This window comes from Gluconobacter cerevisiae, from assembly GCF_015244675.1.
GTDB classification, from domain to species: Bacteria; Pseudomonadota; Alphaproteobacteria; order Acetobacterales; family Acetobacteraceae; genus Gluconobacter; species Gluconobacter cerevisiae.
Map to the genome: position 1 here is coordinate 101,292 of NZ_JABCQO010000009.1, position 26,823 is coordinate 128,114.

General features: G+C 55.7%; 30 protein-coding genes. 7 read left to right on the forward strand and 23 right to left on the reverse strand.

The window, feature by feature from the left end:
- Window positions 1-9: 9 nt before the first annotated feature.
- The 11 genes from HKD21_RS11135 to HKD21_RS11185 form a co-directional block, all read right to left on the reverse strand.
- Window positions 10-996, reverse strand: a complete 987-nt coding sequence (locus HKD21_RS11135; protein WP_194255765.1) for a hypothetical protein — start codon at window positions 994-996, stop codon at window positions 10-12.
- Window positions 997-1,008: 12 nt separating this feature from the next.
- Window positions 1,009-1,608: a hypothetical protein gene (locus HKD21_RS11140; protein WP_194255766.1), complete on the reverse strand. Its 600-nt coding sequence runs from the start codon at window positions 1,606-1,608 to the stop codon at window positions 1,009-1,011.
- 10 nt (window positions 1,609-1,618) lie between these two features.
- A complete protein-coding gene (locus tag HKD21_RS11145) occupies window positions 1,619-2,020 on the reverse strand; it encodes a hypothetical protein (RefSeq protein WP_194255767.1) in 402 nt (133 codons plus the stop codon).
- Between the two features lie 54 nt (window positions 2,021-2,074).
- Window positions 2,075-3,454: a DUF4043 domain-containing protein gene (locus HKD21_RS11150; RefSeq protein ID WP_194255768.1), complete on the reverse strand. Its 1,380-nt coding sequence runs from the start codon at window positions 3,452-3,454 to the stop codon at window positions 2,075-2,077.
- Between the two features lie 70 nt (window positions 3,455-3,524).
- Window positions 3,525-4,040 (reverse strand): phage scaffolding protein, encoded by a 516-nt coding sequence (locus HKD21_RS11155; RefSeq protein WP_228121379.1) that lies wholly within the window; start codon window positions 4,038-4,040, stop codon window positions 3,525-3,527.
- Window positions 4,037-5,455, reverse strand: coding sequence for a phage portal protein (locus tag HKD21_RS11160; protein ID WP_194255769.1), 1,419 nt, complete (start codon window positions 5,453-5,455; stop codon window positions 4,037-4,039). The genes HKD21_RS11155 and HKD21_RS11160 overlap by 4 nt, the downstream gene beginning before the upstream one ends.
- Before the next feature lie 46 nt (window positions 5,456-5,501).
- Window positions 5,502-6,815: a phage terminase large subunit gene (locus tag HKD21_RS11165; RefSeq protein WP_194255770.1), complete on the reverse strand. Its 1,314-nt coding sequence runs from the start codon at window positions 6,813-6,815 to the stop codon at window positions 5,502-5,504.
- Window positions 6,799-7,251: a hypothetical protein gene (locus HKD21_RS11170; RefSeq protein ID WP_194255771.1), complete on the reverse strand. Its 453-nt coding sequence runs from the start codon at window positions 7,249-7,251 to the stop codon at window positions 6,799-6,801. The genes HKD21_RS11165 and HKD21_RS11170 overlap by 17 nt, the downstream gene beginning before the upstream one ends.
- Before the next feature lie 42 nt (window positions 7,252-7,293).
- Window positions 7,294-7,641 carry a hypothetical protein gene (locus tag HKD21_RS11175; protein WP_322782932.1) on the reverse strand — a complete coding sequence of 116 codons (348 nt, stop codon included), beginning with the start codon at window positions 7,639-7,641 and terminating at the stop codon, window positions 7,294-7,296.
- A 192-nt stretch (window positions 7,642-7,833) separates the two neighbouring features.
- On the reverse strand, window positions 7,834-8,346 hold the full coding sequence (locus HKD21_RS11180) for a hypothetical protein (protein WP_407646571.1): 513 nt from the start codon (window positions 8,344-8,346) through the stop codon (window positions 7,834-7,836).
- Between the two features lie 53 nt (window positions 8,347-8,399).
- A complete protein-coding gene (locus tag HKD21_RS11185; protein ID WP_228121381.1) occupies window positions 8,400-8,828 on the reverse strand; it encodes a hypothetical protein in 429 nt (142 codons plus the stop codon).
- A gap of 72 nt (window positions 8,829-8,900) precedes the next feature.
- Here HKD21_RS11185 and HKD21_RS11190 point away from each other — a divergent pair, with 72 nt between their 5' ends.
- On the forward strand, window positions 8,901-9,209 hold the full coding sequence (locus HKD21_RS11190) for a helix-turn-helix domain-containing protein (RefSeq protein ID WP_011252760.1): 309 nt from the start codon (window positions 8,901-8,903) through the stop codon (window positions 9,207-9,209).
- 551 nt (window positions 9,210-9,760) lie between these two features.
- On the opposite strand, the gene HKD21_RS11195 is transcribed toward HKD21_RS11190, so the two are convergent.
- The 3 genes from HKD21_RS11195 to accD are packed head-to-tail and all read right to left on the reverse strand — an operon-like array spanning window position 9,761 to window position 13,511.
- Entirely contained in the window at window positions 9,761-11,275 is a 1,515-nt protein-coding gene (locus tag HKD21_RS11195; RefSeq protein WP_194255775.1) for a replicative DNA helicase, read from the reverse strand.
- 44 nt (window positions 11,276-11,319) lie between these two features.
- Window positions 11,320-12,642: a bifunctional folylpolyglutamate synthase/dihydrofolate synthase gene (locus tag HKD21_RS11200; RefSeq protein ID WP_194255776.1), complete on the reverse strand. Its 1,323-nt coding sequence runs from the start codon at window positions 12,640-12,642 to the stop codon at window positions 11,320-11,322.
- Window positions 12,642-13,511, reverse strand: a complete 870-nt coding sequence (accD, locus tag HKD21_RS11205) for an acetyl-CoA carboxylase, carboxyltransferase subunit beta (RefSeq protein ID WP_194255777.1) — start codon at window positions 13,509-13,511, stop codon at window positions 12,642-12,644. Before accD ends, HKD21_RS11200 begins: the two co-directional genes overlap by 1 nt.
- 271 nt (window positions 13,512-13,782) lie before the next feature.
- Between accD and HKD21_RS11210 the strand changes: the two genes are divergently transcribed.
- Window positions 13,783-14,346: an HdeD family acid-resistance protein gene (locus tag HKD21_RS11210; RefSeq protein ID WP_194255778.1), complete on the forward strand. Its 564-nt coding sequence runs from the start codon at window positions 13,783-13,785 to the stop codon at window positions 14,344-14,346.
- Window positions 14,347-14,402: 56 nt separating this feature from the next.
- On the opposite strand, the gene trpA is transcribed toward HKD21_RS11210, so the two are convergent.
- Both trpA and trpB read right to left on the reverse strand, forming a co-directional pair.
- Window positions 14,403-15,215: a tryptophan synthase subunit alpha gene (gene trpA, locus HKD21_RS11215; RefSeq protein WP_194255779.1), complete on the reverse strand. Its 813-nt coding sequence runs from the start codon at window positions 15,213-15,215 to the stop codon at window positions 14,403-14,405.
- Window positions 15,212-16,450, reverse strand: coding sequence for a tryptophan synthase subunit beta (gene trpB / locus HKD21_RS11220; protein ID WP_194255780.1), 1,239 nt, complete (start codon window positions 16,448-16,450; stop codon window positions 15,212-15,214). The genes trpA and trpB overlap by 4 nt, the downstream gene beginning before the upstream one ends.
- A gap of 182 nt (window positions 16,451-16,632) precedes the next feature.
- On the opposite strand from trpB, the gene corA reads away from it, so the two are divergent.
- Entirely contained in the window at window positions 16,633-17,610 is a 978-nt protein-coding gene (gene corA / locus HKD21_RS11225; RefSeq protein WP_194255781.1) for a magnesium/cobalt transporter CorA, read from the forward strand.
- Here corA and HKD21_RS11230 read toward each other — a convergent pair.
- The 5 genes from HKD21_RS11230 to alr form a co-directional block, all read right to left on the reverse strand.
- Window positions 17,607-18,053, reverse strand: coding sequence for a DUF934 domain-containing protein (locus HKD21_RS11230; protein ID WP_194255782.1), 447 nt, complete (start codon window positions 18,051-18,053; stop codon window positions 17,607-17,609). The genes corA and HKD21_RS11230 overlap by 4 nt on opposite strands.
- A complete protein-coding gene (locus HKD21_RS11235) occupies window positions 18,040-19,713 on the reverse strand; it encodes a nitrite/sulfite reductase (RefSeq protein WP_194255783.1) in 1,674 nt (557 codons plus the stop codon). Before HKD21_RS11235 ends, HKD21_RS11230 begins: the two co-directional genes overlap by 14 nt.
- Window positions 19,710-20,027: a DUF2849 domain-containing protein gene (locus HKD21_RS11240; RefSeq protein WP_194255784.1), complete on the reverse strand. Its 318-nt coding sequence runs from the start codon at window positions 20,025-20,027 to the stop codon at window positions 19,710-19,712. The genes HKD21_RS11235 and HKD21_RS11240 overlap by 4 nt, the downstream gene beginning before the upstream one ends.
- A 209-nt stretch (window positions 20,028-20,236) precedes the next feature.
- Window positions 20,237-20,683 carry an RrF2 family transcriptional regulator gene (locus tag HKD21_RS11245; protein ID WP_194255785.1) on the reverse strand — a complete coding sequence of 149 codons (447 nt, stop codon included), beginning with the start codon at window positions 20,681-20,683 and terminating at the stop codon, window positions 20,237-20,239.
- Between the two features lie 85 nt (window positions 20,684-20,768).
- Window positions 20,769-21,920, reverse strand: coding sequence for an alanine racemase (gene alr / locus HKD21_RS11250; RefSeq protein ID WP_194255786.1), 1,152 nt, complete (start codon window positions 21,918-21,920; stop codon window positions 20,769-20,771).
- A gap of 114 nt (window positions 21,921-22,034) precedes the next feature.
- On the opposite strand from alr, the gene HKD21_RS11255 reads away from it, so the two are divergent.
- Window positions 22,035-22,499: an Lrp/AsnC family transcriptional regulator gene (locus HKD21_RS11255; protein WP_194255787.1), complete on the forward strand. Its 465-nt coding sequence runs from the start codon at window positions 22,035-22,037 to the stop codon at window positions 22,497-22,499.
- Between the two features lie 90 nt (window positions 22,500-22,589).
- Entirely contained in the window at window positions 22,590-22,790 is a 201-nt protein-coding gene (locus tag HKD21_RS11260) for a (2Fe-2S)-binding protein (protein ID WP_194255788.1), read from the forward strand.
- A gap of 45 nt (window positions 22,791-22,835) precedes the next feature.
- Here the strand turns inward: HKD21_RS11260 and bfr are convergent, their stop codons facing one another.
- Window positions 22,836-23,324, reverse strand: coding sequence for a bacterioferritin (gene bfr, locus HKD21_RS11265; RefSeq protein WP_194255803.1), 489 nt, complete (start codon window positions 23,322-23,324; stop codon window positions 22,836-22,838).
- A 234-nt stretch (window positions 23,325-23,558) separates the two neighbouring features.
- Between bfr and HKD21_RS11270 the strand changes: the two genes are divergently transcribed.
- Together HKD21_RS11270 and HKD21_RS11275 are read left to right on the forward strand one after the other, a co-directional pair.
- Window positions 23,559-24,337, forward strand: a protein-coding gene (locus HKD21_RS11270; protein ID WP_407646572.1) for an IS5 family transposase whose coding sequence is annotated in 2 segments (ribosomal slippage) — window positions 23,559-23,913 and window positions 23,913-24,337 — 780 coding nt in all. Because the reading frame shifts where the segments join, the coding sequence is not laid out codon by codon here.
- Between the two features lie 411 nt (window positions 24,338-24,748).
- The gene (locus HKD21_RS11275; RefSeq protein ID WP_194255789.1) at window positions 24,749-25,846 is read left to right on the forward strand and encodes a hypothetical protein; all 1,098 of its coding nucleotides are present in this window, start codon (window positions 24,749-24,751) and stop codon (window positions 25,844-25,846) included.
- A 514-nt stretch (window positions 25,847-26,360) separates the two neighbouring features.
- Here the strand turns inward: HKD21_RS11275 and HKD21_RS14650 are convergent.
- Window positions 26,361-26,660 carry a transposase gene (locus HKD21_RS14650; protein WP_194255790.1) on the reverse strand — a complete coding sequence of 100 codons (300 nt, stop codon included), beginning with the start codon at window positions 26,658-26,660 and terminating at the stop codon, window positions 26,361-26,363.
- Window positions 26,661-26,823 lie beyond the last annotated feature (163 nt).

Sequence of the window (26,823 nt, forward strand, 5' to 3'; positions counted from 1 at the left end):
GCTTCTTCGTCAGCCGCCGAGCGCAACCACCGTTCCAAAACGGTCAACACTCAGGCCCGGATAGGCCGAAGCGGCTGCCTGTGCCGCAACCACAACCTGCATGGCCTCCAGAGCCGCCGTCACCGTCTGGTTCGCCGCCCCAGGAGCCAGAACTCCGAACGGTGCCGAAAGCCCCTCCCCTGCGGACAGGTTTCTGATCCCGCACAGCATTTCGGACGCCCACTGCACCTGCAGGGTGTCGAATACCAGTTCATAGAAATAATCCCGCCGATACAACGCCTCGTTCTGCATCGTGTCGACGTCTTCCACACTCTGAAAGCGAAGCTGAGCCTCCCGCCCGTCCAGAGTACTGATCCAGCTCTGCTCTGCCAGCGCGGTATCCAGAACAGATGCCAGCGTTTCCCGCGCCGTCGCATCTGCCGTCCAGATCGAAACCCGGTAAAGCTGCGCCTGACGCCGCGTCACCCGCACCGACTGGCCGTACCCACCGGCACGACCATTCAGAACCCGCCCCGGCACACTGACAACCGCACCAGTCGCCACACCGCCAGTCAGCGCCGCCGCCAAAGCCGCAGCAACCGTCTCGGGCGTATCCTGCGCCGTCACAGCATAAGCCGCAGACGATTCTCCTCCCTGCGGCATATCATCCAGCCAGATCGCCACAACTCCCGCCGGCGTCGCAGTTCCGGAAAAAACGATCTCAACCGCCCCATTCGTTACGACAACTCCGACCGTAGGCTCAACCTTCTGCTGCACCCGCCAGGGCCGTCCCAGTGGTTCCGCCCAGTCCGGCATTTTCCGCGGCGCCATCGTAACGGTTACGAAATCGATGTTGTTGCGAATATTCTGAGCCGCAAAAAGATCGCTCGGCAACAGCCATCCCCGCCGCAACACCACCTGCCGACCCGTCACCGAAACACCCGACAGCCCCTGCGGATAAAGAATCTGTGCACAATTATAAGCCAGCGCCAGCCCGACTTTGGAGGCATCCGTCATTCTTCTCCCCCCTCAGACCTGCTGAAACGACATGGTACACCGGATACCGAACCCAGATATTTCCACCGCATTGACCGTATAGGTCGTCCCCAAATCGGTCGTAACCGTCATATACGGCGTCAGAACAACTCCCGGCAGAAGGGGAAGATACATCGCAGACTGACCCGGCCGTGTCGCCCCCGGAACACCACTTCCCGAAGATTCTCCCTTCGCACGCATGATGATGGCCGCCGGACACTCCGAGACGAGCGTCTGCACCACTCCCGTAACACCACTGACCGACACGGTGCGACTGCACACCACACAGAGCGGTGGCCGCAGAGGCTCCACGGACGCTACGAAATACGTCCGGCCACTCGCAGCAAGAATATCGCCCACCTGCGTATCATCCCGGTGATCCGTCAGAACATATTCCGTCGGGATCCCCCATCCGATCGGACGCTCAAACGAAAACCCGGCATCTACGTCGAAAGCCAGCATCGGCTGCGCATAAACCACCCTCATCGGCGACAGACCGCTCGAAGGACGATACTGCTCGCCCGAAGCTCCCAGAACCTGTGCTGCTTTGGCATATCCTCTGGAAAGCCGGGCTGCGATCATTGCCTGCTGCACACCGCACTCCTCAAACCACGATTGCCCGGCCGTCCTGCAACTCCAGTCCACCCGTCACGCCCAGAAACGCACACAGACGACGACGCCACAGCGTAAACAGCATCATCCGATCCTGCACTTCACGACCATTGCGATACCAACTGGCCGCCCGCGCCGTATCCAAATTGTCCGACGACGCCGTAATTGCGGTTTCGAGCGGATAAAGCTGCGACAGATAAAGCCGGATCTGCTGCAACTCCGCCGCAGACAGATAATTCATCCGCCATTCCAGCGCGCCCTCAACCTGAAAGAAACGCCAGGATTCCTGGTTTCTCTCCCGTGATCCGACCGCGGGATACCCACAGAACCGCCGGATATCCATTTTCTCTCCTTCCGAGAGAATATCCGTCGATAAACCAACCGTTCCGGACATGTCATTCCCCCCGCAAGAAAGGCCCCCGCCTCAAAGACAGGGGCCGGAAATAGGTCAGAACGTCAGACCAAGAGCATCCGTACCAAGGCTCTCGATCACAACACCCCGCTTGAGATAGCTGTTCGTCGCCGTCGGAATGACCGTCATGTCCGCCGTCACATCGGTCGGCAGAGCAAAACCGCCAATCCAGTACCAGGACTGCGCAATAATCTGGCGCAGACGATCCAGCGGTTCACGCGTCACCATCGCCACGCTGTCCACCATCTCGATCAGCGCCCGCTCGGCATCCGGAATGTCGGAATGTCCCGTCAGCGCACAGTCACCTTCGATCAGAGCACCCTGCCCCAGCAAAAGCGCACGATGAATGGAACCCGCACCAAGCGACGCCTGCTGCGGCGCTTCCGTCGTCGGAATAAACCGCACGCCCAGAAGTTCAATCACCTGACCGGAACGATACTCTTCCGAACCATAGGCACCACGATACAGATGCTTGAAATCCGGATCGCGGAACATCGACAGAAGCTGCAGATCATCCAGATAACAGTGATACGCACCATTAATCATCGGCACGTTGTTGCGCCGCAGCGTCGCCACACCCGCCAGAACCTGCTGGATACCCAGCGTATCCGCCAGACCGTTCGCACTCGCCGTCTGCAACGCAGCCGTCGTCAGACGACCATTTGGACGGATCACCATAGGCGCCGTGGATGCCACAACCGCCTGACCTTCCGTACCATCCGCAACCGAAACGGATGCCGAGAATGTCATCTGCCCAGAAACACCGCCCGGCGCTGTAGACACATTCATCCCGTCCGCTGCCACGCTGACAAGCGTGTAGACATCGCTACCCACTGTCACAGTCATGCCATGAGTCGCACTGATCGCCGTGACTTGACCATTGACGATCACGGACTGGAAGCCCCGGATGTCATCAACCGAAATGGTATTCCCAGCGCTCCCCAGTGTCGTCGTCACGCGCGTATTGCCGCCCAGATAGCCGCCCACGCCATTCTGCGCACCACCAAACAGCGTATTGCGCGCCAGACGATCCAGAGACTGCATCGCCTGCACACCATTGGTGTTGGCGTTGGCCAGAAACTGCGACGCAATCCCCACGCCACTGGTCACCATGTTCAGGTCGATCGTATCGCCATACTGGTTGATAGACAGCGTGTACTGTTCAACGGCCCACCCAGACGGGCTCAGACCATTATCAAAATTGGTATTCCCCGTCGGATTAAGCGGCGTCGTTACAGGCGCCTTAAGGCTCTTGCGTGTTTTCGTCAGCGTCTCACCAATGGCGTTCGGGAATACTTCGCGATCAGCAACCTGACGGAAACCCAAACGGGATTTCAGACCATTCTCGAATTCTCGGGCCAGAAAACCCTGCTGAATGGCGGCCTGAAGCTGAACAGGAAAATTATCAATGCTCATGTATTTTTTCCGTAAATGTGTTGTCTGAACCCGGTCTGCCATCAGACCCGGTCAAATATCGTCCCGAGGCTCACTTCTGAGCCAGAAACTGCCATTTGCGCGTTTCGTAATCAGCCTCGCTGACGGCCCGCGCATTGAACGCTTCGATCCCACCCGGACGAGGCGCTGCCTGCCCGACCGTCGTCCCGCTCGAATATCCAGGCCGCAGCACCTCGCCAAACAGATAAGCCCGCTCCTGACGGGCCTGCTGCAAAGCCTCGGACACACCGATCACCGACCCATCTTCGCCCCGATCAATCCCGCTAAGATCAATCAACCGCACAACATCATCAGGATTATGCGCACCATTCCGGATTGCCTCTGCCCGAAGTGCCGACACAATAACCTCCCGGTTACTATCCTCCCGCACCCGTGCCAGCGCTTCTTCATGACTGCGCTGAAGCGTCTCCTGCCGCGTCACAACATCCGTCATTTCCTGACGGACCGCCTCAACTTCGCTCCGCGCTTCATTCAGCGCTTGACGCAGAGCATCCACATCCTCAATGGTGTCATCAGTTCCGGACATCATTCCCCCGTCAACACTCATGCTTGTTCAGAAGCACACCACTGCTCCAGCATTTTCCATTCCGTATTCGGATCAGAATTTCCCGATGCCATTGCAAACATCCGAACCGCAGTTTCGCGGCTCAGAATTCCATTGGAAACCGCCACCACCAGCCCCTGCACCAGCGACAGCAACTCCGGGTCCGTGGACGGAAACCATGCCGGCCACCGCAAACTCATGCGGCAATACGGCAGATCCTTGACCAGCTCGCCCCCAAGCCGCAGCCCGTTCTCCAGAACACAGGAAAAGCGACACGCCATCCGATAAATCGACAGCAACGCACCTTCCCCGTAGGAATGCCGCAAACGATCCACCAGCCAGATCAGCGGCTGACACATCATTTCCATGGCCTTGCCGGACTGCGCCCCGCCGACCCGGTCACCATGCGCACGGTTTCCGTGAAGCTGCTCCAACACCACCAGCCGCAGTTCCCGATAATGATCGAGCACCGCACCCGCAGCATTTCCGTTGATCTCCAGAAGCTTCGCATCGCCCTCGGGCGGAAGCGTCAGCGCCGAAGCTGCGCCCCCCTGATGCGCCACTCCATCGGAAAAACCACCCGTTTTCAGGACAAGCGTCGGATCGGAGCCATATTTCAGCCCCCGCCCCGCCTGAGACAGCAGATAATCCGCTTCGATCACCGTATCGATGGCCCGCTCAAACGTGCACTCGCCTTCCGGATCGCGCCCACAGGGTCCACCCAGATTGCGCGTCCACACAATCGGTACAAACCCCAGCCCATGCCGAACGGACCGGCTTTCATCCCGAACGCCGCCATCCATTCCCACCAGCCAGGGCACAGACACCGCACAGTCCACCGGCGTCCAGACCCGCTGCCACCAGAACTGAGCACCCAGAAGCTCATCCGCAATCGGATAACCCTGCGCCGCCAGATCCCGCCCCCGGACAAGAAACCGCTCCTCAACCCGCAACAGTTCGCCCGTCGCATCATCCCAGAACGGCGTCAGATACGCCGTTTCCAGAACAGACAGCTTCGGAACCCCCGCCGACACTTCAAACAGGATCGCAACCGAGCCGACAGACCCGAGCCGCGCCGCCTCCATCAGAAGCGACGCCAGTTTGGTCTGCGAAGCAAACGTGCTCATGGCATGCGCCACCCGCACCTCGTCCGTCACCAAACCGGGCCAGTGCGTATCACCAAAAAGGAGCGAAACTGCCTCATCCACAACCGTCCGACACAGATTGGTCCGGACCGAAGGACGACGGCTGGATAGCGGGATATATTCTCCCGCTCCCGACTTCTCCATCGAGAACGGATGCGGCAGCGCATCATACTGCGTCCCATCCAGAACACGCTTGAGCGCCAGCAGCCGCGCCGTCCGCGCGGACGCACCCGCAGGAACAGCATAACGCTGTTGCAGGGACAACCAGTCCATGTGTTCTCCATTGTTTCAGGCCACTCGCCGACCTGAAACGGTCGGCTCAGCGCGCCAGCGAAAATCCAGACGAGCTCCAGCCCGTCATGCCACCGTTTCCGGCAAGCATCAGTTCACTCAGCCCCCAGACCATCGCATCCGCCCGATCCGGAGACCGTGGCCCGCGATATCCACTGACCGAGAAATGACAGAGCTGATCTTCCAGAGCCGTAAACCGGCCATGATGAACCACTCTGTCAACCTCGTAGAGTGCCGCAACCGGTTCCGCGCGCGCCGCCTTACCCCGCGCCGCCGTTACCAGCTTGACGGAAGCATGCGCCCGCACACTCCGGATCGTGCCCTCTACCAGAGCCCCCCCGAAGTTCCGCTCCGCAACAATGCGTTCAGCACCCCAGTCATCAAATGCCCGCAAGGCCCTGGCAGCCCAGCCCGCCGGGCTATCCCGGGCAGACAGATCTTCCAGAACATGCCCCACACCAGCCGCGTCAACGCCGCAGACCACAATCCCGATCTCGTCGGACCTGTAGTCTTCCGGCCCCGCCGCCCCCGAAGGATCAACAGACACCAGAATACGCCGCATCCGAGCTGCCACATCTGTCCGGCTCTGCGCCGTAATCGCCGCCTCACGCCGAAACATCTCCAGCCGCCACAGCGCCCCTTCGACAACCGATTGATATTCACCATACAGAAACCGCCGTTTTTCCCGCTCGGGAAGCGTTTCCAGACTGGCAAGATAATCCTCGCTCAGATTGTCCCGGTTCGCCTGCGGATTCAGGATCATCGTCGCATAAAGCGACCGATCCCCCACTGGCTCCCCCGACTTGGGCTCGATCCCGCTTTCGAAAAGCGCATAAAGCCAATGCCCCATCGCCGGCGGATTGGCATCGATATATTCCTTGACCGCAAGATCCGTTTTCTGCGCCAGACGCGTCAGAAGCATATTCCGCGCGCCATAACTGATCTGACTAGCCTCGTTCAGATAAACAGTCGCAAACTCCAGACCCAGAATCTTCTCGGTCCGCTGCTCGTCATCCAGCCCCCCGAAAAAGATCGTCGATCCATTCGGGAACGTCACAACACAATCCTGCCGGTCCAGCTTCCACCCGACCTGCGGAAAACACATCCGCATGACTTTCGGAAACGTATCCCGCAAAACCGACGCCTTCAGCGCCGTCAGACGATGACGAAAAATGCCATGTCGACTTTCCGGAGCCTTCAGCGCCCGTATCACAACGGCCCGAACCAGAACAAAGGTCTTCCCCGACCGCGACCCACCCCTCAGAAGAATATGTCGTGCCGGCCCACCGAGCAGCCGCACCGCATCACGCTGCGAGTCATTCAGTCTAAAGGGCGCTGTCATCACTACTGATATTGATCGAGATTATCCCCGAACGTCCATCAGCCTCCATACCAGCCCTGAAACGGGACGGACGATGCGCCCGAAGCAGAAACGCCATTAAACCGTCACTGTAACGCTTCCGAACAATCGGATTTCCCGTATCCGGATCGCAGACGACACGTCCCGCATACGTAATGGGTTCATCATATCCCTCTACGGCTCTCCGCCGCGCTTCCGCCTCCAGAGCATCTGCAGCTTCTTCCAGAGCATCCTCCCAACGGGACGAAAAATCCTTATCCGTCTCTTTCCAGAGATACAACGTACTTCGCCGGACCTCCGCAACACGTCCGGCTTCCGAAATATTCCCACTTACAGACAGATACTCGAGAAACCTTTTTTTCCGTTCTTCTGACTGCTCCCGCCGCAAGGAACATTTGCCGGATATTTCTTCACCCATCTGCTTCAACCTTTTTCCTCAGATCGACCTGAGAACCAACCATCAGCCTGCTCTCAACGCAGCCTCCCTGCGGCTCATCATACTCCCCTCCAGCCAGACAGCCCGAACCGGCTTCTGCCGCAGACGCGCGACATTCTGGCACGTTCCTGTCCGTGCCTGAGCCTCCACATTACGCCGCACCTGCTCCCGCTCGGCCTGCACAACCACGCGCGCCAGAGTTTCCGGCGCAACCTGTCCGATCAGCCGAACTGACAGAACCGAACGCTGACAAGGAATAGACCTGCATCTCACATCCAGGCGTGAAAGACCCGCCTCCACCAGCTCATGCCATTCCAAAGCGACATCAGCCCGATGAACCGGCTCCCCCTCATACACAAGAGGACATCCCACAAGTGAGGCTGATTTCCTTTGAAGGACAATAAAAGTCTGACGACCAGACAATACAACGCTACCAGAAGAAATGTCACATTTTTCCATCGATCAGGAAACTTCCAAAATAAAAGCCGACCTTCTTTTCAGAAGACCGGCTTTGGATATTTATGTATAATTCTTCAGTATGCATTTTTTATACCAAAACCGCGCTCACATAGCAATAGGTAATTTATCGTTGACAGATTTTTTCTTATTCTTCTTTTGAGAAATTACATCGTAAACATGCGCGAGCTGTTCCAAAAGCAACGCGCACTGAGCCGAAACCTTCATCCGCGCACGCCCCTCCGACAAAGCCGGGTAAAGATGTCGCGCCATGGCCGAAAACGACATCTCACGCGCCAGAAGCATTTCCAGTCGAACATGAGCACACAGACCAAGCATATCGCGAATCTGCGTCAACCGCGCAGAACATTGGCCTCGCCCTATCATCCAGGTGTGAATGTCACCCCGTTCCCTGACACGCCCATCAGACGATGGATTTTCCATTACTCCCAAAGACGCAAAGACGTATTCACGATACCAACGATCCGCGGCAGCCAGTTCTCCATCCCCAATGTCACCCGCGTCGTACATCGACTGCACCGCGTTCACGACCCGAAACGTCTTGCCGACTTCACGGATTTCCGAATGATGGTATCGCTCCGCCGTCGGCTTCACCACGATTTCAGTCACACCGCATCCCCTCAACGAAGATACCTCCTGTATTCTGTCGAGCATCAGTTGATCTCCACATCAACATCACGGCCACCCATCGGCTGCAATCCAGGAAAAACCGGCACCAGATCCGCCCCCCACAATGCATTCCAACTGACTGGATGTCCCGCAGGAAGGGCCTCAGCAGTTTCTCTATCCGTCACTATGCGAGCCTTCGGAAAAGACGCCCCGGACGTTTTTTGAACGGAACGGCGGCGCCCCTTGCGCGCATTTCCACGCTCCGGTAGCCAACCATCAGAAGCAAGCATGGCAGCAAGAGCACTTGCAGACACACGACGCGGTACGGGACCTGATTTGACCTGCCTCATTTCAACATCCTTTCTTAATACGGAACCGTTATATTTTTGGCAAAATGCCACAGCGCATGATAAAAAAAACTTCTTCTGGATTTGGCATAAAGCCATTGCTAAAAAGGCCTTATGGCCAAACACAAGCGCCCTGACTCTCTGACTACACTCCAACGAGCCATAGGAACTCGCATTTCCTGGGCCCGTGAGCTCGTCATGCCCAACCAGAGCGAGTGCGCCCGCCTGCTGGGCGTAGATGCTTCCACGCTAAACAAGATCGAACGCGGCGACCGTGCACCCAGCGTCTTTCTCATCGCGGCGCTCTCGAACCGGCTGCGCGTATCGACCGATTTTCTTCTGAAAGGCGTCCTGAACGGTCGTACCGACGAAGAACTGGCCCTGCGACTGGCTGCCCTACACCCAGAGTTGGTGCTCCAGCGGCAAGACATGGCTCCGAACACGGACAGAAACACGTCTTCCGACACACCTGATCCGCCCAAGAGACCAGATGAGGAGATCCATTAGTGACCGTTTCACTGGTTTCCATACGCATTCAGGTGCCCCCCATTCGATACAACACGATAAATCCGCTTTATCGATGGAATGAACAAATCGGAAACATCCCCGGTCATCAGATTTTCTGAATTCATGACCGGCTCCCTTCCTTCCCCGCCAACCGCCCCCATGGCAGCCGTCGATTAACGATAAATTAATGGCACTGTGCCACTGGGTCAAGAAACAAATATGGCTTTGAGCCATTATGACGGGTTTGAGCTGCCCTATTTTCCCTGCATTGCAGCCATAGTCGGGGAAAGAAAACACAGTCTTCCCCTCATCATTTCCTCACGAAACTGATGGGAAGAGTTTCATATTTCAGCTTTTTTCAGACACCGATTTTTTACAGAATCTATATTTGTTTGATATTAATTAACAAATTAAGACGTTCTGTATCTGTTTTATACTGAAGGGAGCAAAAAAAGGCGCGCCGTTTTTTCTGCTCCAAAAACAGGCTCCATCAACGGGACATGTTTATCAAAACGCAACGTCTTCCAAAGTCACTCATCCTTTGCGGAGAGTCACTCGTGAATAACATCCAGATCCCCAAAGCGGGTATATTCACCTTCGAAATATAGCTGAATCATTCCGGTAGGCCCATGACGCTGTTTCTCAAGAATCAGCTCGGCCTTGTTATGCACCAACGCCATCTTGCGTTGCCACTCTTCTGTCGCAACCTGAAACTTGTCGTTGCTATCATAGGCGCTGTCTTTGGGTTGACGCTGTTGTAGGTAATATTCGTCGCGATAAACGAACATGACCGCATCCGCATCCTGCTCGATCGAGCCCGATTCGCGTAGATCCGACAGCATCGGTCGTTTATCTTCACGCGATTCGACCTGACGCGACAACTGGGATAGCGCAATCACCGGAACAGAAAGTTCTTTCGCAATCGCCTTCAACCCCTGTGTAATCATCGAAATTTCCAGAACACGGCTGTCAGGCTTGGTGCCGATAGCAGGCCGCATCAATTGAAGATAATCCACAACAACAAGGCTCAACCCCTGCGTCCGAGCCAACCGTCGGCAGCGTGTTCGCATAGCCGACAGGGAAATCGCCGGCGTATCGTCAATATAGAGCGGCAGCCTCTGAAGCTCCCGTGCCACACGGACAAAACGGTCGAACTCCTTCTGCCCGATATCACCGCGACGGATCTTCTCACCCGAAACCTCAGCCTCACCCGACAAAATACGGGTCGCCAACTGCTCGGACGACATTTCCAGCGAGAAGATGGCAACCGACCCCTTTGGTTTCTCCCCACTATCCTCAGCATCCCGCAGAATCGACCGAGCCGCCGAGAACGCAATCTTGGTGGCAAGCGCTGTCTTCCCCATTGCAGGACGACCAGCAAGGATAATCAGATCGGAAGGATGCAAACCGCCGGTCCGCTTGTCGAAGTCCCGCAGACCCGACGTCAGACCCACCACATCGCCTGTCCGCTGATAGGCCTTTGTCGCGACCTTGACCGCTTCCGTCAAAGCGTTGGTAAAAGAAACGAAACCGCCTTCCTGGCCCCGTTCCGTCGCCAGCTTGAACAACGCCTCTTCGGACGCCGCGATCTGATCTGACCCGTCCAGATCCGGTCGCGCACCAAAAGCATTGTTGACGACCGTCTCGCCGATATCGATCAGCTGCCGCCGAACCCAGGCATCATGGATCACCCGCCCATAATCACCCGCATTGACGATCCCCACCATCGCCGTCAACAGCTTGGCCAGATACGCAGGCCCGCCCGCTGCATCCAGAACACCAGTATGCTCGAACTCGGCCCGCATGGTCACGGGATCAGCCAATTGCCCCCGCTCAATCCGCCGGGCAATCGCTTCATAGATCCGCCCATTCAGCGGATCGGAAAAATGGGCCGGCTCCAGAAAGTCCGAAACCCGCTCATAAGCTTTGTTATTCGTCAGGATGGCGCCCAGCAGCGCCTGTTCGGCAGCAACACTGGACGGAGGACTGCGTCTCAACAGGAGACCCAGATCCCCATCGTTCGAGGAAGCCTCAGAGGCGGACGGAGAGGAATGCGATTCGATCATGTTCACGCGTCCTTCTAACATCCCGCTCCATCACCAGAAACGGATTAACTGGCGATCCAGCCATCCTCTGCCAGCACCACACCCGCCAGATAAAGGCTGCCACAGATCAACACACGAGCCGGAGCGCCCTCTTCAGAAACAAGTCGCTCCAGCGCAGCTCTGACAGTCGGTCCAGCAATCGCCCGCCCGCCCGATGCAGCAACGATTTCCTCAACCGGCATCGCCAGATGCTGCCCCGGCTCCGAAACTGCCTGAACCGAAGCAGCCCGTTCGATAATCGGCCTCAGGAACCCGGAGGCATCCTTCGTCTGCTTCACACCCGCAATCACGTGTACCGGTCGGTCTTTCCAGACTTCCAGCACCGTCCCAAGAACCTGTCCAGCGTCTGGATTATGCCCGCCATCGAGATACAGCTCCCACCCCTCAGGCAACATCCGAGCCAGCGTTCCGTCCAACTTCTGCAAACGTGCAGGCCAGAACGTCCGGGCAATCCCCTGATAGGCCGAAAGCGGCAGCTTCAACCCTGACACACGCAGAGCCGCCACAGCCAACGCCGCATTCCCGGCCTGATGCTGGCCTTTCAGCGCAGGCAGCGGCAACGAAAGAACCCCGTCCGCATCCCGGTAATCCAGACCATCCACCCGCTCAGTGACGAAAATATCCTGTCCCACCACCCGAAGCGGCGCATCCAGTTCCGCAGCCCGGCGCCGAATGACATTCAGAGCGTCCGGTGCCTGAGCCGCCGAAACAACCGGAACTCCCGCCTTGATGATCCCGGCTTTTTCACCGGCAATCGCCGCGACAGTGCTGCCCAGAAATGCTTCATGATCCAGACTGACTGGCGTAATCACGCAGACAGCAGGCTTCGGCACCACATTGGTCGCGTCCAGCCGTCCGCCAAGCCCGACCTCCAGAACCACCAGATCCGCCGACACCTGCGAAAACAGCAGGAAGCCCGCAGCCGTCAGAACCTCGAAAACCGTAATCGGGGCACCAGCATTGATCCGCTCGACCGTCTCGAGCGCTGCAACCAGCACATCCTCGTCCACAAGCTGCCCCGCCAGTCGGAACCGCTCGGTCACGCTCACCAGATGCGGACTGCTCATGACATGCACCCGCAGCCCGGCTGCTTCGGCAATCGCCCGCAGATTAGCGCAGGTACTGCCCTTGCCGTTCGTACCCGCCACATGAATAACGGGCGGCAGATGACGCTCGGGGTGATCCAGCTTCGCCAGCAGCACTTCAAGCCGCCCCAGCGAAAGATCGATCAACGCCGGATAAAGCTCCTGAAGGCGCGCAAGCACGGCACCAGGCCGCCCCTGATATTCACCGGACAGCCGAACCGGCACCCCAAGCTCCGCAGTCATCAGGCCGCTGCGTCAGAAACGGTTTTCTGGCGCGTCATCATACCCAGAATCCGTCCCAGCAGTTCCGGCAGCTCAGAGCGTTTGGCCACGATATCGACCATCCCATGCTCACGCAGATACTCCGACCGCTGGAAGCCTTCCGGCAGCTTCTCGCGAACGGTATCCTGAATGACGCGTGGCCCGGCAAACGCGATCAGCGCATTAGGCTCGGCAATATGTACATCTCCCAGCATCGCAAAGGACGCCGAGACACCACCCGTCGTCGGATTCGTAAAGACAACAACATACGGCAGACCCGCTTCCTGAAGCATCTGCACACCGATCGTCGTCCGCGGCATCTGCATCAGACTGACAACGCCTTCCTGCATTCGCGCCCCGCCCGAGGCCGTGTAGACCACCAACGGTGCCTTCTGCAGAACAGCCAGACGACAGGCCGCAACAAATGCCTCACCCAGCGCAGCCCCCATGGTCCCCAACAGGAACTCAGGTGCCATCACCGCCACCACGGCCTTCTGTCTCTTGATCAGACCATGTGCAACCACAAGCCCCTCATCGAGATGGGACTTGTTCCGCGCATCCTTCAGGCGATCCGTATATCGCTTGGAATCCTTGAACCCCAGCGGATCAACCGGCATCTTCGGCAGTTCGATAGTGGTGTATTCTCCCCCATCAAACGTCCAGCCCAGACGCTCCTTCGCCGTCGCGCGCATATGATGACCGCAATGCGGACAGACCTTCTCGGATCGCTCCAGCTCCTTGGTGAGCATCATCTGCCCGCAGGATTCACAGTTGGTCCACAGATTGTCCGGCACGTCCCGCTGAAGCAGGCCACGCAGCTTGGGTCGGACGTAGTCAGTCATCCAGCTCATGTCGTCTCATTACTTTCTGCCCGCCTTCAGGACAAAGGACGGAGTGGGGTAAAGCCCGGCAAAGGGCTACATTCTCTGGCGCGTTTTAACGCCGAGGCATCAATTATGCCAGCCCAACCGTCAGCAGCCCCAGCTTATCTCTCCCGCCCGCATCACAAAACATGTCATCCTCCCTGATACAAACCACAAGATCACGCGTTGTGTCACGGAACCGGCAGGCCTCCCGACAGAGACCCGCCAAAACAGATCACGTTTCCAAACGGAGAAAACCATGTCCGACAGCTTCAACACGCTTCGTTTTCCCAACCCTCAAGGTCTCAAGCCCGGCTGGTTCATCGGCTTCGGCGCTGTCCTGATCGTCTTGGGCATTCTGGCCGCCCTCGACACCATCGCCACCACTCTCGCCAGCATGGTGGTCCTCGGCGTCCTGATGATCATCGGCGGCGTCGCACAAGTCATGCAGAGCTTCGCCCACCGCGGCCTCCCCGTCCCGAACCAGTGGCTCTCCGGACTGATCGGCGGCCTCTACATCCTGGGCGGCCTCCTCCTGATCGAGGAGCCCGCAACCGGCTCGATCTTCATCACGGCCATTCTCGCAGGCTGCCTGATCTTCGCCGGCCTTGCCCGGACCTTCTGGGCCGGTGGTCACCGCACCAACAAAAGCTGGATCATGCTGGCCTTCAGCGGCCTTATCACGCTGGTCGTGGGTATTCTGCTTTATATGACGCTACCCTGGTCCGGCCTCTGGCTGATCGGTATGTTCATCGCCGTAGAACTGCTGATGGCAGGGTTCGCAACAGTGATGTTCGGATTTTCCCTGCGCAACAACACCTGATCAAACGCGCTACGGCAGGCCGAACCTGCCGTAGCGTCAAAGATCAGGCCCGAAAATTAAGCCCGAACCGCCGCAGCCAATTCCTCAAGTTGCGCCAGAACAGCCGGAACGGTCCGCTCCGTTGCCCGCCCGTCTTCAAGCGTACCCGCCATGGTCTTGATCAAAGCAGAGGCCACAACAGCCGCATCCCCGATCCGAGATGCCGTCCGCGCCTGCTCCGGGGTAGAAATCCCAAACCCGACCGCCACTGGCAGGCTGGTCGCTTCCCGGATACGCGGCAGCGCCTTCTCCAGATCGGCAGCACTCGCACTGCTCGTCCCCGTAATTCCGGTAATGCTCACATAATAAACAAAACCGCTCGCATCCCGCAGCACGTGGAACAGACGGGAGTTCGACGTCGTCGGCGCCACGAGCGAAATAATGTCCAGCCCCGCCTCTCGCGCATGCGCATCCAGCAGGTCCGCTTCTTCGGTCGGCATGTCGACAACAATAATCCCGTCCACTCCGGCCTGAGCCGCATCGAAACAGAATTCCGCCGGACCGTAACTGTCGATCGGGTTCAGATATCCCATCAGTACGATCGGCGTCTCACTGTCCGTCTCCCGGAATGTCCGGACCATCTGAAGCACAAGCCCTAGCGTCGCCCCGGCCTTCAGCCCACGCAGGGCCGCCGCCTGAATCGTCGGCCCATCCGCAGACGGATCGGAAAACGGAACACCGATCTCGATCAGATCCGCCCCCGCTGCCGGCATCGCCCGCAGCAGTTCCAGCGAGGTGTCATAATCCGGATCACAGGCCTGAAGATACGGAATCAGCGCCCCGCGCCCTTCCTTTTTCAGAGCTGCAAAACGTGTCTGGATCCGGCTCACAGATTCACTCCCAGATGATGCGCCGCGGTAAAGATATCCTTGTCCCCACGCCCGGAGACATTCAGAACGATGATCTGGTCCTTCGCCATCGTGGGCGCAATTTTCATGACATGCGCCAGACCATGCGCACATTCGAGCGCCGGAATGATGCCTTCCGTTCGCGTACAGACCTGAAACGCCTCAAGCGCCTCCTCATCCGTCACACCGACATACTCGGCCCGGCCAATATCATTCAGCCAGGAATGCTCCGGCCCGATCCCCGGATAATCCAGCCCCGCGCTGATCGAATGCGCTTCCTCAATCTGACCGTGCTTGTCCTGAAGCAAATAGGTCCGGTTGCCATGCAGCACACCCGGACGACCACGGGAGATGGACGCCGCCGTCTTCCCGGAATCCAGTCCATGCCCCGCCGCCTCAACACCGATCAGCCGCACATCCGCATCATCCAGAAACGGATGGAAAATCCCCATCGCGTTCGAGCCACCACCAATGGCCGCGACAATCACATCCGGCAGACGCCCCTCAGCCTGAGTGATCTGCTCCTTGGTCTCAACCCCGATCACAGACTGGAAATCACGAACCATCTCCGGATACGGATGTGGCCCGGCCACCGTGCCTACAAGGAAATACGTATCCGCAACATTGGCCACCCAATCGCGCATGGCCTCGTTCATCGCGTCCTTGAGCGTCCCCGCCCCGGCCGTCACGGGCTTCACTTCCGCACCCAGCAGATGCATGCGGAACACATTGGGCTTCTGCCGCTCAACGTCCGTCGCGCCCATGTAAATGGTACATTTCAGACCGAACAGCGCACAGACCGTCGCCGTCGCCACACCGTGCTGCCCCGCCCCCGTCTCTGCGACAATCCGGGTCTTGCCCATCCGCCGGGCCACGAGAATCTGCCCCATGACGTTGTTGAGCTTGTGCGACCCTGTATGGTTCAGCTCTTCACGCTTGAAATAAACTTTCGCGCCGCCGAGCTCTTCCGTCAGATGCCGGGCAAACCACAACGGGCTCGGACGACCGACATAATCCTTCAAATAATAGTCCAGCTCTTCGCGGAACGCGGGGTCCACCTGCGCGGCACGATAGGCCTCATCCAGTTCGAACAGCAGCGGCATCAGCGTTTCCGCAACGAAGCGACCGCCAAAAATCCCGAACCGTCCCCGTTCGTCAGGGCCGGAACGAAGCGAATTGGCCAGAGAGGAAGATAGGGGGGAGGATGTGTTCGTCATACCGCACTCAATTCCACTTCAGGGCCCCAATGCGATACCAAGAGCAGCCCCTGCCGTCCATCCGTCTCGCCGTTTTCAGGCATCTTCCGCAACAATTCCCACCCCATACATCTTGCGATCCCGCGTCAGGCAAGACATGAGGGAGCCTTACAGCCTTTCCATTGCCCTCAAGGATCCGCCTGATGTTCCTCGTGCGCCCCGCAGGCGCTCCGGCCCGGGAAACCGGACCGGACGTCGATATCTCCAAAGCGGTCTGGCTCGACCTCATCAACCCGACTCTCGACGAAGTCGCTCGTGCGGAAAAGGCCCTCAACACTCATATCCCGCGCCGGAACGAACTTGAGGAAATCGAAAGCTCCTCCCGCCATCATGAACAGGATGGCGTCCTCTATCTTTCGACCCCGCTCGTCCGGCGCGAGGAAAATACAGCCTTCTCCCTGCCCATCGGCTTTGTCCTGACAGACAACCACCTCATCACCGTCCGCTATACCGATTATTATGGCTTCGATATCGTTGGACGCCGTCAGGCTGAACGTGATCCGGCCAAAGGCAACCCTTCCGCCAACGAGATTCTCATCGAAATCATCGAGGAAGTCATCAACCGCCTCGCCGACATCCTGGAAGGCCTGGGTCGGGACCTCGACGCCATCTCCAAACGCGTTTTCAGTACCGGCAGCCCCCGCGATCCGGCCAGAGCTGCCGAAATGCTGCGCGAAACCCTCCGCCGCCTCGGCCACAGCGGTGATCTCGCCTCCATGATCCGCGACAGCCTGCTCGGCCTCGACCGCGTCCTGATCTATATCGGCGACAGAACCGAGAAAGAACCGCAGACCCTCAAAACCCGCATTAAGGTCGCAGGGCGAGACATCGCGTCCCTCAACGACTTCGACGCCCAGACGGTCAACAAGGTCCAATTCCTCCTCGACGCCACACTCGGCTTCATCAGCATCGAACAGAACGATGGCATGAAAGTCCTGACCGTCGTCAGCGCCATTGGCATCCTGCCGACCCTGATCGCAGGCATCTACGGCATGAACTTCCACGACATGCCCGAACTGGCATGGAAATACGGCTATCCCTACAGCCTGATCCTGATGGTTGTGTCGGTTATCCTGCCGCTGTTCTGGTTCTGGCGGCGCGGCTGGTTCGGCGCCCGTTAAGGCGCCTCTTCAACCCTGAACCCCGATCCTATGGCACGCTCCGGCAGAACTGACCGCTGATACGCAATCGGAAACTGTCGAAGCTGCTTCTCCCACAAGCCCGGATCGCCATTGCCATTCTTTGGCAGAACGACACTATCCACCCCACACCGACGCAGAAACGCCGCCTGATCCGGCAGAATATGCCCTTCAGCGCGGATTTCACCAGAAAACCGCAAATATTCCCGCAATTCCCGGGCCTGCGTGAACCCACGCCCATCCCTGAAGATCGAAAACCGCAGCACCACAAGATCCAGCCGGTTCAGATAAGGTCGCAGAAGCGCCGGATCGTCAGCACTTTCCAGCAGAACAGCCCGCGCATCATCCCGCTCCGCCAGTTCCGCAACCGTCACCAGCACATCATGAACCTGCGCAGTCCGCTCACCGAGTTCAAACAGCTTCATATGCCGCCTCCCTGAAAGGCTCATGCCCCAGACGCGTCAAAGTCTCAAGAAACGTCTCTCCACTCTCGCGAAGCCCGAGATAGCAGTCCACAAGCCGCGCAATCGCATCAACGGTCTCGTCTTCCGGAAGCGCTGCCCCTAGAATCGTCCCAAGCGCCGCACCATTCTCGGCCCGACCACCAACTGTCAACTGGAAGAACTCCTCTCCTCGCTTGTCCACGCCCAGAAGTCCGATATGCCCGGCGTGATGATGTCCACAGGCATTGATGCAGCCTGAAATATTGATCCGTAACGCCCCGATTTCCGCCTGGAGCGCCGTATCCGCAAAGCGCGCACCCAGCTTCTGCGCAATCGGAATGGACCGCGCATTCGCCAGCGCACAGTAATCAAGCCCCGGGCACGCCACGATATCGCCGATCAGCCCGATATTCGCCTCTGCCAACCCGACTTCCGACAGCCCAAGCCACAGATCCCGCAGCCGGTCCTTACGGACATGCCCCAGAACCACATTCTGCAAATGCGTAATCCGGATTTCCCCAAACGAATACGCATCCGCCAGATCCGCCAGACGCCCGATCTGCCCCGACGTCGCATCTCCCGGAATCCCTCCCGCAGGTTTCAGCGAAATCGTTGCAATAATATGTCCCGGATCGCGATGAACATGCGTATTGCTCCGCACCCAGCGATCAAACAGCGGATCGTCCCGCCGCTGCTGCGTTAGCACGGCATCCGCGTCGTCCGGCGCCTCAAGCAATGGTATGGCAAAACGCGCCCGGATCGCCGCAACCGCTTCCGGAGTCAGCCGATACCGGTCCAACTCCATCTGGTCCAGTTCGGCTTCAACAGCCTCACGATAGGCCTCAACCCCGATTGCCTGAACCAGAATCTTGATCCGCGCCTTGTAAATATTGTCCCGCCGCCCATGCGCATTATAGACGCGCAGGATCGCCTCAAGCGTCGCCAGAAGATGCTCTTCCCGAACACTGTCAAACAGCTCTTCGCCGATCACCGGCGTCCGCCCCAGTCCTCCGCCCACGAAAATCCGGAACACCGGAGTCCCATCATCACCCGGACGGGCCAGAATCCCGATATCATGGAAACGCGCCGCCACCCGGTCATTCGGACTGCCCGAAATCGCAATCTTGAACTTGCGCGGCAGGAACGTGAACTCGGGATGCAGCGTGGACCACTGCCGCAGAACTTCCGCATGAACCCGCGGGTCCACCAGTTCGTCCGCCGCAGCCCCGGCATACTCGTCCGACGTCACATTGCGGATGCAGTTCCCGCTGGTCTGGATGGCATGCATGTCCACTTCAGCCAGTTCGCGCAGGATATCCGGCGTATCTTCCAGCCGGATCCAGTTGAACTGGATGTTCTGCCGCGTGGTGAAATGCCCATAGTCGCGGTCATAGTGTTGGGCGATCTCACCCAGCTTGCGCAACTGCCGACTGTCCAGAATGCCATAAGGAATGGCCACCCGCAGCATGTAAGCGTGAAGCTGAAGATACAGCCCGTTCATCAGCCGCAGAGGCTTGAACTCGTCCTCGCTTAGCGTCCCGTCCAGACGACGCTTCACCTGCCCTTCAAACTCGGCAATCCGCGCCTGAAGAAAATCCCGGTCAATCCGGTCATACTGATAATGACCAACAGGAACGCTCACTGTGCGGTCTCCACTGCAAATTCCGGATGTACGGTCGGGCCATGCGCCCGGATTTTTTCACGAACAGTCACGGGCTCGGGGGGAACTACCGGCAGAACAGCCGTATCATACACCCCGACAACACCCTCGCGCTGAGACTCTTCCAGCGCCCGGGAAAGCGCCGCCTCAGCCACATCCGCATCCAGCAGAACCGCATGCCCGATCCGAAGATCCCAGGTTCCGTCCTCGCGCCACCATACGGTACGACCGTCCAGCAGCCGGTTGGCCGTCAGAACCAGCTTTTGACCGGGCTCAAGTCTTACAGGACGTTTCATCAGCGCTCACCTTCCTGACGAATCCGGACCTTACTCTGAGGCTGGCTCCGTCATGAATGCGTCCTCCTCCCCGCTTCCAAAAAGGCAAGCAGAGGCAACATCAAGGACATGGAACTTATCATGACAGATCAAAGGGTGATCCCTCATGGTAAGATATCCATTCCTCTAAAACCTATTTTGTGGTTTTTTCAAAATACTTTTTTATAGAGTTATATGGAAAAGGAAATTGGCGCCCTGCTGGGACGCTGCATCCCGGCCTCTTCCGCGTTCTGAAGCAGATGTTCCAACGTAACGGATGCCATTTTTTCCGATACCTCCTGATCCATCTGTTGCCAGAAAGGCTCAAGCACCTTGGCCCGCAGAAGATTGGTACCTTCCTCCTGCATTTCCGGATCTTCCGTCACAGTCCGGACAATCTCATTCAACGTAATGGTCCGCGGCGGCCGGCCAAGACGATACCCACCCTTCGGCCCTCGCACACTTGCCAGCAGTCCGGCCCGGGAGAGCCCCTGCAAAACAGGCTCAATCCCCCGTCGCAGCATATCGCCACGGCGGGCAATATCCGCACCACTGACCACCCCGGATCGCCCTGCATGGAAAGCGACGTCCAACATAATGGATACGGCAGTCAAAGCTCTGTCACGGCGGAGATACATGAGAATTCCGATTTGTTACGACAGACCATGCCGTCATGACATAGTCCGATTTCAGTTCGTCTATCTTGTTTTCCATGCTGGAATGTCAATCGTCCTTTTGGAACGCTTCCCCATTTCCAACATATTCCCGATAAAAACGGTGCCCGAGAGAGGTCAGGACCTCGTATCCGATTGTTCCTGCTGCCTCCGCCACATCGTCCACACTGCGCCGGGGGCCGATCAGATCCACCATCATATCCGCCCGCAGCTTTCCTTCCGGCACATCCGAAATGTCCACGATCAGGGAATCCATCGAAACACGCCCCAGAATCGGTAGACAGATATCTTCAAACCAAGCACAGCCCTGCCCGGCCCCATGTCGTGAAAAACCATCCGCATATCCGACAGCCACAGTCGCAATTTTCCGCGGTTGATCAGGACGATATGTCATCCCGTAACCAACCCCCTCACCCGGAAAAATTTCACGAATCTGCAAGACATGCGCCTGAAGCCTGACGACCTGAGCCAACGGGTTCGGACCGTTCTGATTGGGTGCAATTCCATACAATGCCGCTCCCGGACGAACGACATCCAGATGAAAGGCCGGTCCCAGAAAAATTCCCGACGACGCCGACAGACTCAAAGGCGCAGACGGCAACCGCGCAGACATCTTCAGCATCTGCTGTTTCTGAGCGCTATTGGCAGAATTCTCCGGTGTGTCTGCACAAGCCAGATGACTCATGACGAGGCTGACCTCCAGGCCATCCATAAGCCTTCCGTCCTCATGCAGTGCATCAAGATCGGCACTGGAAAGCCCGAACCGGGACATCCCGCTGTCGACCTGAAGAGCTGCTTCCAACGGTCTCCCCGCCTTGAGCGCTTCAGACCGCCATACCGCAATCTGATCAAGACTGTTCAGAACCGGCCTCAGACCATACTGCACACACTCTGCCGACGCATCCGGTCTCGGGCCATGAAGCACCGTAATCCGGGCTTTTTCTGAAACCACAGAACGCAATCTGATACCTTCATCGACATGCGCGACGAAAAACTCTCGTGCCCCCGCCTGCTCAAGAACCGGTGCTACGCGCTCAATACCCAGTCCGTAGGCATCGGCCTTGACGACAGCCGCACACGAAGCGCCCGAAGCCAGCGTTTGAAGATACCGATAATTGGACGCGATCGCCCCCAAATCCACCGTCAGGCGGGCTCCGGCGCGAAAGGAAGGCCACAAAGAATCAGGACATGCATTCATCATGAGAGACGAAAATATCCCATTCCACCTTAGAATATCCTGCCGAATAATCGTATAATCTTTCAGTTATCGAAAAAAACATGATCAAAAATGCGAAAATAGACCGATAATTCTATCATGATCTTCGACCGTACCACCGAATCCATCCTCCGAATCCTCCAGCACGATGGACGCCTCAGCAACGCCGATCTGGCACAACGTGTCGGACTTTCTCCATCCGCCTGCCTAAGACGCGTGCGCCTGCTGGAAGAACGCGGCATCATCCGAGGCTACCGCGCCGTCATCGACGAACGTTCAGCCCAGAAGCTGACAACTGTTATCGTACAGATCACACTCGAACGACTAACAGACGAAACACTTCGCCGCTTCGAAGCCCGTATCCGGGAATGCCCGGATGTAAGAGAATGCTATCTCATGACAGGAGAAGCCGATTACCTCCTCCACGTAGCCGCCCGAGACCTTGCCGACTATGAGCGCATTCACAAGGAAGAACTCTCACGACTTCCAGGCGTCGTCCGCATCCAGAGCAATTTCGCAATCCGCCCCGTCGTTCAACGCTGGATCAGTCAGGATTCTCCCTGATATCAAATGAAAATAAAATGCATTTGCGAACCATTTGCATTTAAGGTAGGTTTTGCAGATCGATCTCTGTGAACGAAAGCCTGTTTTTCCATGATCGTCTGCTCATGCAATGCGCTGTCCCATCAAGACATTGAAATCGCAATTCACAACGGAGCGTCTCGGCCAGCAGAAATCTACTCAGCACGAAAGTGCACAGCAAAATGCGGTAACTGCGTCCCCGGCATTATCTGTCTATTGAGATCTGCCATGCAGAAAGCTCAGTCTGAACAAGCACATCTGAGCGCCGCATAAAAAACAACCCGGACAATGCCGGGCTGTTTTAAATAAAATGCTTACTCAATCCTGGTCAGGTGCCGCAGCAGAATTTTTCTGAATGTAGCGTTCAATCCCGATTTGCTTGATCAGATCGAACTGACGATCAATGAAATCTTCATGCTCTTCTTCATTAACGAGAATTTTCAGAAGCAGGTCACGCGAGACGTAATCCCGAACACTCTCACAATAAGCAATGCCTTCCCGCAGGTCCTGGATGGCCTTTTCTTCAAGCTTCTGATCACATTCCAGAATTTCCTGAACCGTCTGACCAATCAGAATCGAGTTCAGACGCTGCACATTCGGCAGCCCACCCAAAAATAGAATTCGTTCGATCAACCAGTCCGCATGCCGCATTTCTTCAATGGATTCGTCATACTCTTTTTTCCCCAAATGCGTCACGCCCCAATGTCTCAGCGTTCTGGCATGAAGAAAATACTGATTAATTGCCGTCAGTTCATTCGTAAGCTGCGTGTTGAGATGTTCGATGACCACGGGATCTTTAATAGCCATTTTCCAAACCTTCCTGAAAAAAAGAAGATTACCGAAGAAAACGCATAAAAGAAAATCATATCCACACACATCCCCTTAATTAGGACGGTTCTCTGGGATTAGCCTTTTTTACCTTAATTGAGGGGGAATTTCACATAAGGAAACGAATTTTTGAGAAAAGTCTTTCTCATCTGATTAGGGCCTGTTAGGTCTTGAATGACAGAACGGACTGCATAGCTGTTTATGATGAGCATGATGCAGTCTGTCTTTTCTGATGCTGCCTGGTCCGTCTGGGAGCCTTTGATCGAGGAAGTCCGTCCGAAGGGCAAGACCCCACCGAAAAACCTTCGACGGACGATCTCCGCGATTTTCTGGCGCCATCAGAATGGCGCGAAATGGCGCGCCCTTCCGCCTGAGTTTGGTCCCTGGTGGATTGCCGCACAATTGTTCATTCGCTGGTCGAAGCTTGGTGTGTGGCAGCGCCTCTTTGAAAAGGTCAGAGGCGCGGAGCCGGCATTGGGCATGGTCTTTCTCGATGGCACGACGATCCGTGCCCATCACAAGGCGGCCGGAGCCGCCAAAAAAGGGGATACAGTGAACGCTGCAGAGACCGTGAGGCGCTTGGCCGCTCACGTGGAGGCTTTGGCACCAAGGTCTGTGTAGCTGCGGATGGACATGGCAAGGCACTGTCTTTCACGCTGTCGCTCGGACAGGCACACGAACTGCCATCCGCTTATGCCCTGCTCGACGATCTGCCGTCCTCACCGATCTATGTCGTCTGTGACCGTGGGTATGCCTCGCATAAATTCCGTGAATATCTCTGGAACCGGGGATCTCGCCCTGTCATTCCGCCAAGGAAGAATGATCCGGAAGTCGCCTGTCCCAGATGGGCTTACAGACACCGGCATCTGGTCGAAAATCTGTGGGCAAGACTCAAGGAATGGCGGGCTGTCGCGACCCGATATGAGAAGACCGCCGCATCCTTCTTCTCCGTCATCCTCATCGCTGCTACAGCAGACTATATCAAGACCTAACAGGCCCTAGGCTCTAAGACCATTTCGATGCCTTTTCTAAGGTTGCTAATCCTACAGCATTTCGGATCTTATTCAGAGGATCATAAAAACAAAAACCCCCTGTCCGACCCGAATGGCGAGCATCGATCATTCGATTTTATACGGAGCATGTTTTTTCAATCAGACGTCATGGATAAATTATCGGTCTTCATTGCGGGAAAAAAGCATGAAATCTTGAAAACCAACCCAATCAATATTCTCTATCACGCGTTATCAGTTTTCGACCTGAGAAAATCAAAGAAACCTCGTGGAATATTTACAATCGAATTCAAAAAAAACGCTACTTGACAAATAAATTATATTCATATGTATTTCATAGTAAGAATGATATTATATGAAATATACCTTTTAATAATATTTCGGAATTATATTATGAAAAATATAAGAAAAGTTATTTTCATCTCTTCAAGCTTAATACTTGGTGGATGCTATAGTATAGGATCACAGAGACTTGGTAAAGATCAGGACGAATATTCTATATCAATTATAGAATCAAACAAAAGACAAACTCTCCAAAACCTCGTCAGACTCCGGTACGCTGACACTCCAGGGCTTTTAGACACCACACAATTGATCTCAGGCTATCAGTTCCAACAAAGCGCTTTTCTGGGAGTTGCTTCAGATACATTCCCTATTCGCCCCAATGGAGGAATAGCTGCGCAGTTACAACAAAATCCAACCTTTACTTTTCAACCTGTAACGGGAGACGCTTACGCTCACAGCTTTCTGCGCCCCCTTCCTCCTGCGAGTTTATTACCTTTAGCAATGGGAGGGCTGCCTATTGATATCCTTCTACAGCTTTCAGCTCAATCGATTAATTCTATGAGCAATAATAGACCATTCTCAAAAAACTCCGGCGATATGGATAATAGCACTAACTACAATACTGAAGAATTTTTTGAATTAATACACAATTTAAGATTACTACAAGCCTCAGGTTTGCTCGGAATCCAGCTTCAGCAATCTCCGGAAATTAAAGGAAAAACCTTCGAGACAAGCCATGTATTTTTAAGCATATATCCAACACAGAACCCAAATTTAGAAAAAATTACAGAAACAACCAAAAAATTATTGAACTTTTCTCCAAAGTATAAACGCATGGAAGTAGTCTATGGTGTAGGCAACCCAAAACCAGGTGAGGTCAATATCTTATCTCGAAGCATGTTATCAATATTGGGACAAATTGCTTATCAAATAAATATTCCTGAAGACGAATTGTCCTCTGGTGGGACAGAAAAAAAACAAAGCGGAAATTTTATAAATTCAGAAAATTCTATAATAAATGTAAAATATAGTAAGAAAATTCCGGAAAATCCATTCGTGTCAATTATATATGATAACTATTATTATTGGATTGATAAAAAAGATTTCAAGAGCAAATTGGCTTTTACTATTTCTCAAATGCTTTTAGAGCTATCAAAAACAACTCAACCCTCGAGCGCCATTGTAACCATTCCCGTAAATAAATAAATATTTCAACATATTCTCTAATTCGGGGGCTCCCTCTGTGATTCCATCTTTCCTATGCTAATAAAGTCAGCAGCTTATGATGCGGGTTGTTTTTTTAATTTTGCCACGCGTCATATCCGACTGGGCAAAAGCAATAACGCCCCGTCTGCTGTATGATCTGATACTGATGTTCAGCTCCGACTCATCCAGACGCTGACTCCTCTGTCTGATGAGCGAACAGAATAGAGTATTTGATCAACGCACCGATTTATTTTCCTGCTGCAGATCCGCTTCGTCGATTGAAGAACCAGAGTATAATGTCTCTATATTTACTAATTACAAAAAAATCCCGAAAGCGAAATATTCAAATAGACTTACAGATACCGACCTTTGGTCGAAATTTTTTTAGGTAAGACACAAAGAACGGTGTGCCGCCGCACCACGCTACGACAGGTGCCCAATCGTCTTTTTCTCGGAAATCTGTCTCGCTGGAACCGTCGTGTTCTGGCTATAAGTCCTGAACCCAGGATCCCTGTCAGGTCTTGATCCAGTCTGCGGCAATGCAAATGGTGGTCATGAAGGAGGTAACAGTTTTCTCGTACCGCGTGGCTACGGCTCTCCATTTCCTGAAACTCGACCACAGGGTCTCGACCGAACGCCAGTACTGATAGGTATATTTTGGGTAGGACATCTGAGGTTGGTTGCGCTGGGGCGGAATGCCCGGACGAGAATCTCTGTCCCAAACGGTCTCGCGAAACTGGTTCAAGGCATAGCCTCGATCGCATAGTACGGAGCGCATGACAATGCGTCGAGCAACCAAGAGCTTCACGATCATTTCCGCGTCCTCTGTATCCCCCTTTTCCACTGTGTCTGCGACCTTGTGGTGGTGACGTGCTCCCCGGAAATGTCACCATTTTAAAGTAGAGTCCGATCGAGAAGGATACGGACGAATGAAGCGCAGTCGCTTTACGGAAGAGCAGATCATAGGGATCCTGAAG

Bases quoted from the DNA above. Each gene is read 5' to 3' on its own strand.
- HKD21_RS11135 (WP_194255765.1), bottom strand. From the start codon at position 996: ATGACGGATGCCTCCAAAGTCGGGCTGGCGCTGGCTTATAATTGTGCA.
- HKD21_RS11145 (WP_194255767.1), bottom strand. From the start codon at position 2,020: ATGTCCGGAACGGTTGGTTTATCGACGGATATTCTCTCGGAAGGAGAG.
- HKD21_RS11150 (WP_194255768.1), bottom strand. From the start codon at position 3,454: ATGAGCATTGATAATTTTCCTGTTCAGCTTCAGGCCGCCATTCAGCAG.
- HKD21_RS11155 (WP_228121379.1), bottom strand. From the start codon at position 4,040: ATGAGTGTTGACGGGGGAATGATGTCCGGAACTGATGACACCATTGAG.
- HKD21_RS11160 (WP_194255769.1), bottom strand. From the start codon at position 5,455: ATGGACTGGTTGTCCCTGCAACAGCGTTATGCTGTTCCTGCGGGTGCG.
- HKD21_RS11165 (WP_194255770.1), bottom strand. From the start codon at position 6,815: ATGACAGCGCCCTTTAGACTGAATGACTCGCAGCGTGATGCGGTGCGG.
- HKD21_RS11170 (WP_194255771.1), bottom strand. From the start codon at position 7,251: ATGGGTGAAGAAATATCCGGCAAATGTTCCTTGCGGCGGGAGCAGTCA.
- HKD21_RS11190 (WP_011252760.1), top strand. From the start codon at position 8,901: ATGCCCAACCAGAGCGAGTGCGCCCGCCTGCTGGGCGTAGATGCTTCC.
- HKD21_RS11195 (WP_194255775.1), bottom strand. From the start codon at position 11,275: ATGATCGAATCGCATTCCTCTCCGTCCGCCTCTGAGGCTTCCTCGAAC.
- HKD21_RS11200 (WP_194255776.1), bottom strand. From the start codon at position 12,642: ATGACTGCGGAGCTTGGGGTGCCGGTTCGGCTGTCCGGTGAATATCAG.
- accD (WP_194255777.1), bottom strand. From the start codon at position 13,511: ATGAGCTGGATGACTGACTACGTCCGACCCAAGCTGCGTGGCCTGCTT.
- HKD21_RS11210 (WP_194255778.1), top strand. From the start codon at position 13,783: ATGTCCGACAGCTTCAACACGCTTCGTTTTCCCAACCCTCAAGGTCTC.
- trpB (WP_194255780.1), bottom strand. From the start codon at position 16,450: ATGACGAACACATCCTCCCCCCTATCTTCCTCTCTGGCCAATTCGCTT.
- corA (WP_194255781.1), top strand. From the start codon at position 16,633: ATGTTCCTCGTGCGCCCCGCAGGCGCTCCGGCCCGGGAAACCGGACCG.
- HKD21_RS11230 (WP_194255782.1), bottom strand. From the start codon at position 18,053: ATGAAGCTGTTTGAACTCGGTGAGCGGACTGCGCAGGTTCATGATGTG.
- HKD21_RS11240 (WP_194255784.1), bottom strand. From the start codon at position 20,027: ATGAAACGTCCTGTAAGACTTGAGCCCGGTCAAAAGCTGGTTCTGACG.
- HKD21_RS11245 (WP_194255785.1), bottom strand. From the start codon at position 20,683: ATGTATCTCCGCCGTGACAGAGCTTTGACTGCCGTATCCATTATGTTG.
- alr (WP_194255786.1), bottom strand. From the start codon at position 21,920: ATGATGAATGCATGTCCTGATTCTTTGTGGCCTTCCTTTCGCGCCGGA.
- HKD21_RS11255 (WP_194255787.1), top strand. From the start codon at position 22,035: ATGATCTTCGACCGTACCACCGAATCCATCCTCCGAATCCTCCAGCAC.
- HKD21_RS11260 (WP_194255788.1), top strand. From the start codon at position 22,590: ATGATCGTCTGCTCATGCAATGCGCTGTCCCATCAAGACATTGAAATC.
- bfr (WP_194255803.1), bottom strand. From the start codon at position 23,324: ATGGCTATTAAAGATCCCGTGGTCATCGAACATCTCAACACGCAGCTT.
- HKD21_RS11275 (WP_194255789.1), top strand. From the start codon at position 24,749: ATGAAAAATATAAGAAAAGTTATTTTCATCTCTTCAAGCTTAATACTT.
- HKD21_RS14650 (WP_194255790.1), bottom strand. From the start codon at position 26,660: ATGATCGTGAAGCTCTTGGTTGCTCGACGCATTGTCATGCGCTCCGTA.